The 13,097-nt window shown below is 36.3% G+C and carries 12 protein-coding genes; all 12 read left to right on the top strand.

Annotated elements, in window-relative coordinates:
- Window positions 1–318 precede the first annotated feature (318 nt).
- The 12 genes from pyk to BMY85_RS15630 all read left to right on the top strand — a co-directional run bounded on the left by pyk (window position 319) and on the right by BMY85_RS15630 (window position 13,067).
- A complete protein-coding gene (pyk, locus tag BMY85_RS09115; RefSeq protein ID WP_092477960.1) occupies window positions 319–1,740 on the top strand; it encodes a pyruvate kinase in 1,422 nt (473 codons plus the stop codon).
- Between the two features lie 199 nt (window positions 1,741–1,939).
- The gene (locus BMY85_RS09110) at window positions 1,940–2,611 is read left to right on the top strand and encodes a peptidoglycan recognition protein family protein (RefSeq protein ID WP_242939712.1); all 672 of its coding nucleotides are present in this window, start codon (window positions 1,940–1,942) and stop codon (window positions 2,609–2,611) included.
- 9 nt (window positions 2,612–2,620) lie between these two features.
- Window positions 2,621–3,151, top strand: coding sequence for an ECF transporter S component (locus BMY85_RS09105; protein WP_207646542.1), 531 nt, complete (start codon window positions 2,621–2,623; stop codon window positions 3,149–3,151).
- A 110-nt stretch (window positions 3,152–3,261) separates the two neighbouring features.
- Complete coding sequence (locus tag BMY85_RS09100) at window positions 3,262–5,067, top strand: bifunctional homocysteine S-methyltransferase/methylenetetrahydrofolate reductase (RefSeq protein ID WP_092477958.1); 1,806 nt, start codon at window positions 3,262–3,264, stop codon at window positions 5,065–5,067.
- A gap of 37 nt (window positions 5,068–5,104) precedes the next feature.
- A complete protein-coding gene (locus BMY85_RS09095; RefSeq protein ID WP_092477957.1) occupies window positions 5,105–7,549 on the top strand; it encodes a homocysteine S-methyltransferase family protein in 2,445 nt (814 codons plus the stop codon).
- A 19-nt stretch (window positions 7,550–7,568) separates the two neighbouring features.
- Window positions 7,569–8,492 carry a glycosyltransferase family 2 protein gene (locus BMY85_RS09090; RefSeq protein WP_092477956.1) on the top strand — a complete coding sequence of 308 codons (924 nt, stop codon included), beginning with the start codon at window positions 7,569–7,571 and terminating at the stop codon, window positions 8,490–8,492.
- Between the two features lie 28 nt (window positions 8,493–8,520).
- A complete protein-coding gene (locus BMY85_RS09085; protein ID WP_092477955.1) occupies window positions 8,521–9,447 on the top strand; it encodes a glycosyltransferase family 2 protein in 927 nt (308 codons plus the stop codon).
- Window positions 9,448–9,491: 44 nt separating this feature from the next.
- Window positions 9,492–10,475 carry an LCP family protein gene (locus BMY85_RS09080; protein WP_177180721.1) on the top strand — a complete coding sequence of 328 codons (984 nt, stop codon included), beginning with the start codon at window positions 9,492–9,494 and terminating at the stop codon, window positions 10,473–10,475.
- A 330-nt stretch (window positions 10,476–10,805) separates the two neighbouring features.
- On the top strand, window positions 10,806–10,976 hold the full coding sequence (locus BMY85_RS15635) for a hypothetical protein (protein WP_177180720.1): 171 nt from the start codon (window positions 10,806–10,808) through the stop codon (window positions 10,974–10,976).
- 150 nt (window positions 10,977–11,126) lie between these two features.
- Window positions 11,127–12,587 carry a radical SAM/SPASM domain-containing protein gene (locus tag BMY85_RS09075; protein ID WP_092477953.1) on the top strand — a complete coding sequence of 487 codons (1,461 nt, stop codon included), beginning with the start codon at window positions 11,127–11,129 and terminating at the stop codon, window positions 12,585–12,587.
- A gap of 88 nt (window positions 12,588–12,675) precedes the next feature.
- Complete coding sequence (locus BMY85_RS09070) at window positions 12,676–12,861, top strand: hypothetical protein (RefSeq protein ID WP_092477952.1); 186 nt, start codon at window positions 12,676–12,678, stop codon at window positions 12,859–12,861.
- A gap of 44 nt (window positions 12,862–12,905) precedes the next feature.
- The gene (locus BMY85_RS15630; RefSeq protein ID WP_177180719.1) at window positions 12,906–13,067 is read left to right on the top strand and encodes a hypothetical protein; all 162 of its coding nucleotides are present in this window, start codon (window positions 12,906–12,908) and stop codon (window positions 13,065–13,067) included.
- The last annotated feature ends 30 nt before the right edge of the window (window positions 13,068–13,097 follow it).

The raw sequence follows: 13,097 nt of genomic DNA, 5'->3' as shown, positions 1-13,097 counted from the left end.
GATGCATAGGATGTTATTATGAATCATTCATAATGGTATTTACATATAAAAAATTGCAACTTCGCATTTTTCTGCTACAATTAGACAGTATTTCTGAGATAATAAACAAATACTAAGAAGCATCAGAATATCTGATGTTTTTTAGTATAGAAATTTATTTGGAGATTAAATGCACAAAAGCATAAAGGGAGAATTATCTGCTAGAAGGTTTTTGAAATTATAAATTGGAAAAATAAAAAAGATAATATGGGGGCAGAATTATTTTAGAACGTGCTGTTTAAATTACATTTAAATACTAGATAAGAAAGGCAGAAGTCAATGAGAAAAACAAAAATTATTTGTACACTAGGACCAGCTACAGATCAGCCAGGAGTGTTAAAGCAAGTTGCAGAAGCAGGAATGGATGTTGCTCGTTTCAACTTTTCACACGGAAGTTATGAAGAACATGGCAAAAGATTTGATGCACTTTGTAAAGTACGTGAAGAAGCCGGACGTCCTATTGCAGCACTTTTAGATACCAAAGGTCCAGAAATCAGATTAAGAGATTTTGCTAATGGGAAAGAATATCTTGAGAAAGGCCAGACCTTTACATTAACTACCCGTGAGATTGCTGGAACAAAAGACATTGTTTCTATTAGCTATACAGGATTACCAAAGGATGTTAAAATCGGAACACGCATCTTAATTGATGATGGCCTGATTGAGATGACTGTTGAAGGAAAAACAGAAACAGATATCGTATGTAAAGTTCTAAATGAAGGACCAGTTTCCAATACAAAGGGTGTAAATGTTCCAGATACTAGGCTTAGCATGCCATATCTAAGTGAAAAAGATAGAGAAGACATTATCTTTGCTTGCAAAACAGGATACGATTTTGTTGCTGCATCTTTCGTAAGAAGTGCTGCTGACGTATTCGAAGTTAGAAAAGTCTTAAGCGAAAACAATGGTGATGCAATTCGCATTATTTCAAAAATAGAGAACAAAGAAGGCGTTGACAATATTGATGAAATTATTGAAGCTTCCGATGGTATCATGATCGCTCGTGGGGATATGGGTGTTGAGATTCCAGGTGAAGAAGTACCAGTAATTCAAAAAATGATCATCAAGAAAGTGTACAAAGCTGGTAAACAAGTTATTACAGCAACTCAGATGTTAGATTCCATGATGAAAAACCCAAGACCTACTCGTGCGGAGATTTCTGATGTAGCAAATGCTATTTATGATGGTACAGGAGCTATTATGTTATCAGGTGAAACAGCTGCTGGAAAATATCCAGTAGAATCTGTTGCCATGATGGCAAAAATTGCAGAAAGAACAGAAAAAGATATTGACTATAAAAAACGTTTCAGAATTATGGAATCCAAAGAGCATGCTACAGTCAGAGAAGCGATTTCCCATGCAACGGTTATGACAGCGCATGACTTAAATGCAGAAGCAATCGTATCTGTAACAATGTCTGGTTCTACAGCAAGACGTGTAGCAAAATACCGTCCAGCAAGTCCTATTATTGGATGCTCAGTAAACGAACAAGTATTACGCCAGCTAAACTTAGCTTGGGGTGTTATTCCAATTAAGATTGAAAAAGAAAGCGATACAATGGCTTTATTTGGTCATGCAGTGAATCGTGCAAAAGAAGCTGGTTACTTAAAAGCTGGAGACATTGCAGTAATTACAGCGGGGATTCCTTTAGGTATTGAAGGAGCAACAAATATGATCAAAGTGGAAAAAGCAGGAGAATAAAAAACAAGCTTGTATTTTGCAGGCATTTGTGGAATAATTAAATATTAATGGAGTTATCTTTAAGCCTGTCGGCATTAACGAAAGTTAGCGACAGGCTTTTTTCGATTTATATAAATTTAAATACACGTTATTTTAAAAGCAAAAAAGACAGGATGTATTCATAAACTGATAAACCTGAAAAGGCAGGGGGAATATGCATATGAAAAAACGAAAAAGAAGAAAAACAGATCCGAAAGAATGTTTTATGAAGATATGTGGAATTATCTTATTTCTGGCTGTCATTTACGGACTTTTATATTCTGCAAGTGAGAAAAGAGGAAATGGACCTGGGATTATTTCAAAACTGTTTCCTACGCAGAAAGTTGGGAAGCCTGCAATTGAAGAACAGTTTTTAACACCTAATGAGTATTCCAGGCCAGGGGATAAGTTAAGAAGAGTAAAAGGCATTGTGGTTCATTATACAGCAAATCCAGGGTCAAGTGCCAAGAATAACCGTAATTATTTTGAAGGATTGAAAGATAGCAAAGAGACTTATGCAAGCAGTCATTTTATTATAGGGTTGGATGGGGAAATTATTCAGTGCATTCCTTTAGAAGAAATTTCTTATGCGTCTAACAAGCGGAATATTGATACCATTAGCATTGAATGCTGTCACCAGGATGAAACAGGAAAATTTACAGAGGAAACTTATCGTTCTCTTGTAAAGCTTGCGGCATGGCTATGTGGAAAATATAACTTAAAACAGGATGATATCATTCGTCATTATGATGTAACCAAAAAAATCTGTCCTAAGTATTTTGTAGACCATGAAGATGCATGGGACAGTTTTAAGGATAAAGTATTTGATTATATTGAAGCATTTCATAAATAGGAGGAGGTAATGAAAGAGAAAAATATGGTTACAAGTAGAAGTACAAGAATTTATAAAATGACAATTACTGCTTTGTTTTCTGCTTTCGTTTATATTGCAACAAGATTTATTAACATAACATTGCCTATTTCAGGTGCTGGAGGGCTTGTTCATCTTGGCAATGTTCCTGTTTATATAGCAGCCATTTTATTTGGAAGCAGAATTGGTGCGGTTTCAGGTTCCTTTGGAATGGCACTGTTTGATTTGACATCTGGCTGGACAATATGGGCGCCCTTTACATTTATAACATTATGGATAGAAGGATATGCAGTAGGTGCCATTACGAAGCATAAAAAAGGCAAGATGCAGATCTTTTTTGCCATGTGTGCAGCATTAATCGTAAAATGTGCAGGGTATTATATTGCGGAAGTAATTTTATTTCATAATTTTTTTACGCCACTGTTTTCAATATCTGCCAATGTGACACAAGTTGTTACTGCGGGAGTGGTAACTATTGTACTGGTACCAGTATTAAATCAGCTGCAGGAACAGTTTCATTAAGAAAATGTGGTGATAGTATTTAAATATAAGTAAGGTTTGGGCAACTGGTTGCCCATAAACCTGATTTTATGATATTATAAATTATCCATTAACAGACAAAGGAGAGGTTCATGAAATTACAAGAGTATTTAAAAGAAAACAGATTAATTACAGATGGAGCAATGGGAACCTATTATGCAGCATTAAAGGGAAATGATAGACTGGTTTCTGAATTTGCCAATATAAATGAACCAGAATTTATTGAAGAAATACATATGGAATATATAAAGGCAGGTGCAAGGCTGCTTCGGACAAATACGTTTGCAGCCAGCAGGGATGTGCTGCAAGTGGGAGCAGAGGAACAAGAGAACATAATCCGTGCAGCATGCCGTATTGCAAAAAATGCAGTAGAAAAAGTTACAAAAGAGAATAAACAGATAGAATCCCAGCCTGTATTTATTGCAGGAGATATTGGACCGATTCCGTATAATCCGGATCGGACAAAAGAAGATATAATAAAAGAATATAAAAGAATCTGTGACATTTTTATAGAAGAAAAGCTGCCTGTGATTTTATTTGAAACCTTTTCAGATTTAATTATGATACAGGAAGTAATTGCTTATGTAAAAGAAAAAAGTGATGTATTCCTTATAACAGATTTTTGTGTGAACCATAACGGATATTCTTCAATGGGGATCAAAGCCAGCCGTCTGCTGGAAATGGCTGGCAAGATGGAACAGATTGATGCAGCTGGTTTTAACTGTGGTGTTGGTTCGGGACACATGTGCCAGATTCTAAAGAAAATGGTTTTTCCAAAGAATAAATATATCATTGCTATGCCAAACGCTGGTTATCCGGAAAAGTTCCAGAATCGAATGGTATTTCGTGATAATGCAGATTATTTTGTGGAAAACATGCTAGAAGCAGCAGAACTGGGATTGGATATTGTTGGAGGCTGCTGTGGTACAACACCTGCTTACATTAAGAAACTTGCTCAGTCTATTTCACAAAAAACAGTTTTGAAAGCAGCAGCAATAGAAGTTGTACAGGAAGAACAAAAAGAACAGAAAAAACCAGCAATAGCAAATGCGTTTTATGAAAAATTAAAGCAAGGAAAAAAGGTTGTGGCTGTGGAATTAGATCCACCTTACGATGCAAAGTATGAGTCAGTTATTCAGCATGCACAGTATTTAAAAGAGCATAATGTGGACATTATTACTATGGCGGATTCACCAAGAGGACGAAGCCGTGTGGATTCAATACTGATGAGTGTGAAACTGGTACATGATGTGGGTGTTTCTGTAATGCCTCATGTTTGCTGCAGAGATCGTAATATGATTGCCATGCGTTCTTCGTTATTAGGTGCATATATTAACGATATCCGGAATCTTTTGATTGTAACAGGAGATCCTGTGCCTAGTGTAAGCCGAAGTTCTATTTCCAGTGTGTTTGATTATAATTCCATACAGCTTATGAATTTTATGAAGGAAATGAATCAGGAGCATTTTTCAGATGAACCTATTTATTATGGTGGAGCTTTGAATTATGCTGGAAGAATTGATAAAGTAGTAGAACGAATGAAAAAGAAAGCAGATGCAGGGGCAGCATATTTTCTTACACAGCCTATTTACGCTCCAGAAGATATTGAACGGATACACCAGATTAAAGAAAGAATCGATACGAAGATTTTATGTGGAATTATGCCATTTACCAGTTTTCGTAATGCAACATTTGTAAAAAATGAATTAGCTGGCATTCATGTACCAGATGAAATTGTAAATCGCTATCATCCAGATATGAGCCGCAAAGAAGCAGAGATTGTGGGAGCTGAAATCGCTAGTGAAATTATAGAAAAACTTTATGCTTTTGCAGATGGATATTATTTTATGCTGCCGTTTAACAGGGTAAGTTTCATGGATAAAATAACGATACAGTAACTTAGAGGTTTAGAACTAAGAAAGGTTTGGTATAGCAATGAACAAGAAAGAATGGAAAGAACTTGCAGAATCTAAGGTCATATTTTTAGATGGTGCAACAGGTTCTAATTTATATAAAAAGGGGATGCCAGCAGGAGTATGTCCTGAAAAATGGATACTGGAAAATCCAGAAAAACTGATTGAATTACAGATGGAGTTTATTGAAGCAGGGACAGATATTCTGTATGCTCCTACTTTTACAGGAAATCGCATTAAGTTAAAAGAGTATGGACTGGAAAATGATATCCAGCATATGAATCATGTGTTAGTAGGATTGTCAAAAGAGGCGGTAAAACGTGCAAAAGAAAAGTATCCAGAGCGAAAAATATGGGTGGCTGGTGACCTTACCATGACAGGAGAGCAAGTGTATCCTATTGGAAAGATGCTTGTGGAAGAACTGATTGATGTGTACAAGGAACAAGTGAAGTATCTGTTAGAAGCAGATGTTGACTTATTTGTTGTGGAAACCATGATGAGTCTGCAGGAAACAAGGGCAGCAGTGATTGCAATCAAAGAGTGCTGTGATTTGCCTATTATGGCTACCTTAACCTTTAATGATGACTGTAAAACTTTATTTGGAACCGATCCAGCAACTGCAGTAGTGGTATTAGAAAATTTAGGGGTAAGTGCGGTAGGTCTTAACTGTTCTACTGGACCAGACAAGATGCTTACTGTAGTAGAAGAAATGAAACGTGTTGCGACCATTCCAATTATTGCAAAGCCAAATGCAGGATTGCCTCATTTAGAAGATGGAGAGACTGTATTTGATATGCAGCCAGAGGAATTTGCAAAACATATGGAAGAACTTGTGGAAGCAGGAGCTGCTATTGTAGGTGGATGTTGTGGAAGCACGCCAGAGCATATTAAAGCATTGACTAAGAAAATTGGAAGCAGAAAACCAGTTCCTTGCAATACAGAAAAGGTAAGAGCATTATCCACAGAGAGAAAAACATTACAATTTGATTTAGATGGACGTTTTATGGTAGTAGGAGAACGAATTAATCCTACAGGGAAAAAAGCACTGCAGGCAGAACTTCGAGAAGGAAACCTGGATATGGTTCTTCAGTTTGCACAGGAACAGAAAGACAATGGTGCAAGCATTCTAGACGTAAATGTAGGAATGAATGGCATTGATGAGAAGGAAATGATGCTGAAAGTGGTAAATGAACTGACATTAGCATCTGATTTGCCTTTATGTATTGACTCAAGCCATATTCCAGTAATTGAAGCAGCCCTTCGTATCTATCCAGGACGTGCTTTAGTGAATTCCGTTTCTTTGGAGAAGGAAAAGTTTGAAAAATTAATTCCAATTGTAAAAAAATATGGAGCCATGTTTATTCTGCTTCCTCTTTCTGATGAGGGGCTTCCAAAGGATTTAGATGAGAAGAAAGAAATTATCCAGATCATTTTACAGGAGGCCAAGCGACAAGGCTTTACGGAGAAAGATATTGTGGTAGATGGATTGGTGAATACCATTGGAGCCAATAAAATGGCAGCATGGGAAACTATGGAGACCATTCGTCATTGTAAACACGATTTAGGAATTGCAACAATTTGTGGTTTATCTAACATTTCTTTTGGATTGCCAGAACGAATCTTTGTGAATTCCACGTTTTTAGCCTTAGCCATTCGAGAGGGATTAACCATGGCCATTGCCAATCCTTCACAGAATTTATTGATGAATGTTGCATTTGCGACGGACTTATTAATGAATAAGGAAGAAGCAGATGTGAATTATATAAAGAGAGTTACCCAAAATCCAATGACCATTGTAACGGAGACTAAGGATGCTGCCAAGGAAGTGGAAGGCAGCCAGAATTTTGATAAAGTGGCAGAGGCTGTTATTAAGGGAAGAAGAAAACAAGTTGTTGATTTGGTAAAGGAAGCTTTAGAGGCAGGGCAAGATCCACAGCATATGATTGAAACCATGCTGATTCCAGCCATAAATGAAGTGGGAAGATTATTTGATAAACAGATTTATTTTTTGCCTCAGCTTATTAGCAGTGCCGAAACTATGAAAATTGCAATAGATTATCTAGAACCAATGTTAAAAAAAGAAAATGAAACAAAATTGGGAACAGTTATCATGGCTACGGTAGCAGGGGATATTCATGACATAGGGAAAAATCTGGTTGTGCTTATGTTAAAGAATTATGGGTTTGAGGTAATTGATCTTGGAAAAGATGTTCCAACAGAACTGATTATTGAAACAGCAAAAGAAAAAAATGCGGATATTATCGGATTGTCTGCTCTTATGACAACTACCATGACTGAGATGAAAACAGTAATTGAACGGGCAAAAGAAGAAAAACTGACTGCCAGAATTATCATTGGAGGGGCAGTTATTACTCAGGATTATGCTGATGAAATAGGTGCAGATGGATACTCAAGAGATGCACAGGAAGCTGTAAAATTAGTAAAACGGTTATTAGATTTAAATTAAGTAAAGGAAGTCACATAAAATGAATGTTAGCTTGGATCTTATTATACCAGTCTATTTACCAGACCAGAAATTGGATGTATTGTTAGAACGTATTAGAAAGCAGAGTATACAGCCACAGCGCATTCTTCTTCTGAATACAACGGTTTCAGGAAAAGAAGATATTGTAACGCCTTACATTGAAAAATACGGTGTGGAAGTATTTCCGATTGCACCAGAAGAATATGATCATGGTGCAACAAGAGCTTATGGTGCCAGTTTATCAGATGCCGATTATCTCATGTATATGACACAGGATGCAGTACCGGCAGACAGCCATTTGATTGCCAGTCTTTTAAAAGGTTTTGAAGAACAGGAAACAATAAGCTTGTGCTATGCAAGACAGTTAGCAGGTAAACATGGGGATATCTTAGAGAAATACACTAGAGAATTTAATTATCCGGATAAAGATATTGTGAAGGGAAAAGAAGATCTAGAAACGATGGGAATCAAGGCATTTTTCTGTTCGGATGCATGTGCCGTTTACAAACGGTCCGTTTATGACGAATTAGGGGGATTTGTAAAGAAAACCATTTTTGCAGAAGATGCAATAATGGCTTACCACATGATAATGGCAGGATATCACATCAAATATGTCAAAGATGCTAAGGTGGTACATTCTCATAACTATACGTATATACAGCAGTTTAAGCGTAATTTTGATGTGGGTGTTGCACATAGCCAATATAAAGAAATTTTTGGGACTGTTCAATCCGTTCCAGAAGGTGTAAAATTAGTGAAAGAGACAGCCAGTCAGATGTGGAAAGACAAAAAGTACTTAGAGTTAATGGATTTGTTTTTTGCAAGTGGATTTAAATTTCTTGGGTATAAATTAGGCTGTCATTACAAACGTCTTCCAGAAAGTCTGGTTTTGAAAATGACTTCTTTTAAGGCATATTGGAAGTAAAGAAGCAAAAGGATGCACTGGAGGGAATATGGAAATTGTAGATATTATTATGGGAACCTATAATGGAGAAACCTATATAAGAGAACAGATCGAATCTATTTTAGAAAATACTTATAAAGACTGGCGTTTGTGGATATGTGACGATGGTTCCAAAGATAACACCGAAGCCATTGTAAAAGAGTTTGGGCAGGCATATCCTGATAAAATTTTCTGGAAACCAAATGAGAAAAACAAAGGTGCGGCCATTAACTTTTTAGACGGGGCAAGAAAAACAACAGGTGATTACGTCATGTTTTGCGATCAGGATGATTACTGGCTTCCTGAAAAGATAGCAGATACCCTTGCCTGTATGAAAAAAGCAGAAGAAGAGTACGGAAAAGAAACGCCTATTACTGTATTTACAGATGCGATTGTAGCAGATGAGGGGCTTGGAACCATACATTCTTCTTTTCATCAGAGCAGTAAGTTAGATACTTCAAAATTAGATTTGGCACATATGCTTATGGAAAATAAAATGATGGGCTGCACCATGCTGCTTAATGGAGCATTACTTGGGAAGCTTCGGACATTTCCAAAGCAGGTCCGTATGCATGACTGGTGGACTGGTATAGTTGCAGCAGCATATGGAAAAATCGTGTATCTTAATAAGGCTACCATGTTATACAGACAGCACACTAGTAATGTAGTTGGCAGTACAGAGTTTTCTAAAAAAGCCGTAATGGACAAGGCATCAAGCTGGAAGAAGCAAAAGAAGGCACTTTTAGATACCCAGAACCAGGCAGGCAGTCTGTATGAATTAGGGAAACAAGATTTGGAAGAGAGTGAGAAAAAAATGATATACGCATTTGCCACACTGCACAAAAGAAACTGGGTAATGCGTAGAGTGGACATTGTCCGCTATCGGTTCTTTAAAACAGGAACTGTTCGAAATGCAGGTGTTCTTCTATTGATTTAAATTAGATAATAGAAATGAAGCGTGTTTTAGGGAGAGAGGTAAGTATGAGTAATCGTGCAATGAATAAAAAAAGAAGAAAACGCAAGCGTATTGTGAAAAGGATTATGAGCTGCCTTCTGGTGGCGATTGCGATCGTATCAGGTTCCTTTGCGGCAAAAGTAAGATATGAGGTAACAGATGCATTTGCTACAATGGACAGAGACAAATCTTCGGATTTATCCAATGTGTTAGACGACAGTGATTTGCTTTCAGATGATCAGATTATGAATATTCTGCTGATTGGTTCGGATAAAAGGGCAAACTGGTCACAGGCAGGGCGTTCGGATTCTACTATGATTGCTACTATTGATAATAAGAACAAGCAGTTAAAACTGACTTCTCTTATGCGTGATATGTACGTGGATATTCCAGGCCACGGCAAGAGTAAGTTTAATGCTGCATATTCATTAGGCGGCGTGGAACTGTTATATGAGACTATCGCACAGAACTTTAATATCAAATTAGACGGTTATGTATTAGTAGACTTTGAGGCTTTTAAAAGCCTTATTGATGAGGCTGGTGGAGTGGAAGTCAATTTAAATCAGGAAGAATACACTTATCTTACCACTGCATACCACAGAAGCAGCGTATTAGATGTGGTACCAGGACTGCAGACTATGAATGGTGAACAGGCACTAGCTTATGCAAGAATCCGTCAGGTGGGAAATAATGATTTCGAACGTACACAAAGACAGAGAAACGTAATGCTTTCTTTATTTGCAAAAGCAAAAGCCATGCCATTTACAAAGTTATTTGATTTAGGCAAAACAGTATTGCCTTATGTGACTACAGATTTATCCAATGATGAGATTTTCCGAATGGGAAAGACAGTTTTGTTTATGGGAACTACTCATATTCATCAGATGAGAATTCCAGTAGATAATTCATATAAGAACCAGAAAATTAATAAGGCATGGATTCTTGATGTGGATTTAGCACAGAATCAGCAGGCACTTTCGGAGTTTATTTTTAATAAGGCCGAAGATTAGCAGATGAAAAAACGTTATATATAATAGTAAAAAACATTTGATGGAGTCATTTCTAACCCCAGAATGCATTGCAAATAAGTCAATTCATTCTGGGGTTTTTGGCTATTTGCAAATATTGGTTTTAAGATACGAAAATTATATAAGTTTTATTGGATAAACTTTAAGAATTTATAGTAATTACACAAAAGGCTAGTAAAAATAGGATTTATTTGATATAATATTAACAAAAAGTATTTGCTTTTATTACATAAAAATAGGATAATAACATGATGCTTCTAATTTTGGTTTAGGAGTAACATGATATTATAAAATCAGAAGGGAGAGATGAATATGAAAAAGAGAACAATGGATGAGTTTGAGAGCATGCTGAATGAGTTTGAGCCCGTTAGTGAAATCGAAGCAAAAAGTGAAGTAAATGGCGGATCAGGGCTTATTGAAATACTTTCCATCGTAGGACCAGTAATTGCGTACGCAGTTGTACCATTTACCAGGATTATTTAAATAAAGCATGTACAATAAAGGAGCTCTAGCCTGATAGATGGGATAGGGCTTCTTATTATTAAATAATAGATGCTACAATGAAATATTTCTATGGAAAAGGATTAAGTCATCTGGGCTGTTAAATCAAGTGCAGCGAAAGTGAGGGGAAAAATGAAATATCAATTAACCAATGCAGTGTGGGAAATAACCATGAAATGTAATATGAGATGTCAGCATTGTGGTTCTTCCTGTGAAGAAGCGATGGAGGATGAACTTACAACAGAAGAAGCATTAGAACTGTGTGATGATTTAAAAGAATTAGGTCTTAAATATATAACCATATCGGGTGGCGAACTGACAACAAGGAAAGACTGGCATCTGATAGCGAAAAAACTTGTTGAAAATGGAATTGTTACCAGTATGATTACAAATGGCTGGATTATGAGTGATGATACTGTTCAAAAAGCTAAAGAAGCAGGGATCAATACAATTGCTATTAGCATTGATGGATGTCAAGAAACTCATGATAAGATCCGTAAACCGGGATCTTTTGAACGGGATATAGAGAATTTTAAAAGAATTAAAGAAAGTGGGATCATACCAGCGGCGATTACAACAATTCAAAAACAGAATGTAGACGAATTAGAAGAATTGTACCAGATATTAAAAGAAGCTGGAGTCCTGACATGGCAGTTACAGATTGCACTGCCTATGGGCAATTTTAAAAAGCATATGGAAGAATGTATAGAGCCTGCAGATGTTTTAAAAGTTGTGGATTTTGCTTATTCCAAAATAGAAGAGGATATGACCATTGATTTGGCAGACAGTATTGGATTTTATTCTAAAAAAGATACTGCACTTATGAGAAAACGGTTCGGAAAGGATGCTTACTGGCAAGGATGCAGTGCAGGAAAATGTAATATTGGAATTTTGAACAATGGTGATATCGTTGGCTGTACTTCCATTCGAGGCAAAGAATTTATAGAAGGCAATATAAGAAAAACAAAACTAAAAGAGATATGGAATAGTGAAGAAAGTTTTAAATGGAACCGCTGTTTTACGCGAAACGACTTGAAAGGACTGTGTAAGGAATGCCAGTATGCGGATTATTGTCTGGGAGGATGTGCAAATCTTAGATATTGCATGAATGGAGATGTATGCTCTGAAAATACATATTGTATTTATAATATGCAACTTAATGAATATAAGAAAAAAATACAGAAACTTTGTACCTTACAGGAACTGGAATCCCTGTTATATTTTATGTTAGATAAAAAACAGATTCAAGTAGCAGGCATGGTAGCAGACAGGATAGAAGAATTAGGGATTACTAGTGAGGGAATCCAGCAGAATCTTGGATTTCTGTATTATAGCAAAGGAGACTATCAGACCTGTGCTACGATCAATCAGAAAATACTAGAACAGAATCCACAAAATAAGTATGCAAAAAAAGGACTTGGACTTGCTGTCTATCAGCTTGGAGATGTGGAAAAAGGAATTCAGCTGATGTATGAAGCTTTGGACAAAGACTATATGGATAGTTATTCTGATTTATATTTAGTATTGAAGGAACAGAAAAGAGAGAAGGAAGCTGAGGCTTTAAAACAGGAAATGGACAAGCTGGAGAAATAAGCAGAGATAATAATGCATGTTTTTACTAACAAAGCAGATGCAAAAATAAAATGCAATATTATAGAAGGAAAAGAAAGGAGGAGGTATTATGGATAAGAGGACAGTACAAGAATTTGAAAGCATGTTACATGATTTTGAGACAGTAAGTGAAGTGCAGGCTAAAGAAGAAGTAAACGGAGCTAACGTGGCAGTTATGGCATATGCAATTTCGCCAGTAGCAACAGAATGGGCAAAAAAAATAGGAAGTGAAATTGCCAAAAAACTTTTCGGTTAATTACAAAAAATATTAGCAAAATGTGCAAAAAAGGAGGAGGGCTTATGGATAAAAGAGCAATCCAGAAATTTGAAAGCATGTTAAAAGAATTTGAGGCAGTAAGTGAAGTGCAGGCTAAAAAAGAGGTAAATGGAATTTCCATGATAGCTAAGTCATGTTATAGTGTTCAGGCAGATAAGGAAATAAAAGACCTGCTTATCAAATAATTTTTTATGAATTGAGATTAAGATATAGAG

The organism is [Clostridium] polysaccharolyticum, from assembly GCF_900111595.1.
GTDB classification, from domain to species: domain Bacteria; phylum Bacillota; class Clostridia; order Lachnospirales; family Lachnospiraceae; genus Clostridium_AI; species Clostridium_AI polysaccharolyticum.
The sequence above is the reverse complement of the archived record's forward strand: the minus strand, read 5'-3'. Positions and strand labels throughout refer to the sequence as shown.

Excerpts from the sequence above, each read along its gene's own strand:
- pyk (WP_092477960.1), top strand. The coding sequence starts at position 319 with ATGAGAAAAACAAAAATTATTTGTACACTAGGACCAGCTACAGATCAG.
- BMY85_RS09085 (WP_092477955.1), top strand. The coding sequence starts at position 8,521 with ATGGAAATTGTAGATATTATTATGGGAACCTATAATGGAGAAACCTAT.
- BMY85_RS09110 (WP_242939712.1), top strand. The coding sequence starts at position 1,940 with ATGAAAAAACGAAAAAGAAGAAAAACAGATCCGAAAGAATGTTTTATG.
- BMY85_RS15635 (WP_177180720.1), top strand. The coding sequence starts at position 10,806 with ATGAAAAAGAGAACAATGGATGAGTTTGAGAGCATGCTGAATGAGTTT.
- BMY85_RS09070 (WP_092477952.1), top strand. The coding sequence starts at position 12,676 with ATGGATAAGAGGACAGTACAAGAATTTGAAAGCATGTTACATGATTTT.
- BMY85_RS09090 (WP_092477956.1), top strand. The coding sequence starts at position 7,569 with ATGAATGTTAGCTTGGATCTTATTATACCAGTCTATTTACCAGACCAG.
- BMY85_RS09080 (WP_177180721.1), top strand. The coding sequence starts at position 9,492 with ATGAGTAATCGTGCAATGAATAAAAAAAGAAGAAAACGCAAGCGTATT.
- BMY85_RS09075 (WP_092477953.1), top strand. The coding sequence starts at position 11,127 with ATGAAATATCAATTAACCAATGCAGTGTGGGAAATAACCATGAAATGT.
- BMY85_RS15630 (WP_177180719.1), top strand. The coding sequence starts at position 12,906 with ATGGATAAAAGAGCAATCCAGAAATTTGAAAGCATGTTAAAAGAATTT.
- BMY85_RS09105 (WP_207646542.1), top strand. The coding sequence starts at position 2,621 with ATGAAAGAGAAAAATATGGTTACAAGTAGAAGTACAAGAATTTATAAA.
- BMY85_RS09095 (WP_092477957.1), top strand. The coding sequence starts at position 5,105 with ATGAACAAGAAAGAATGGAAAGAACTTGCAGAATCTAAGGTCATATTT.
- BMY85_RS09100 (WP_092477958.1), top strand. The coding sequence starts at position 3,262 with ATGAAATTACAAGAGTATTTAAAAGAAAACAGATTAATTACAGATGGA.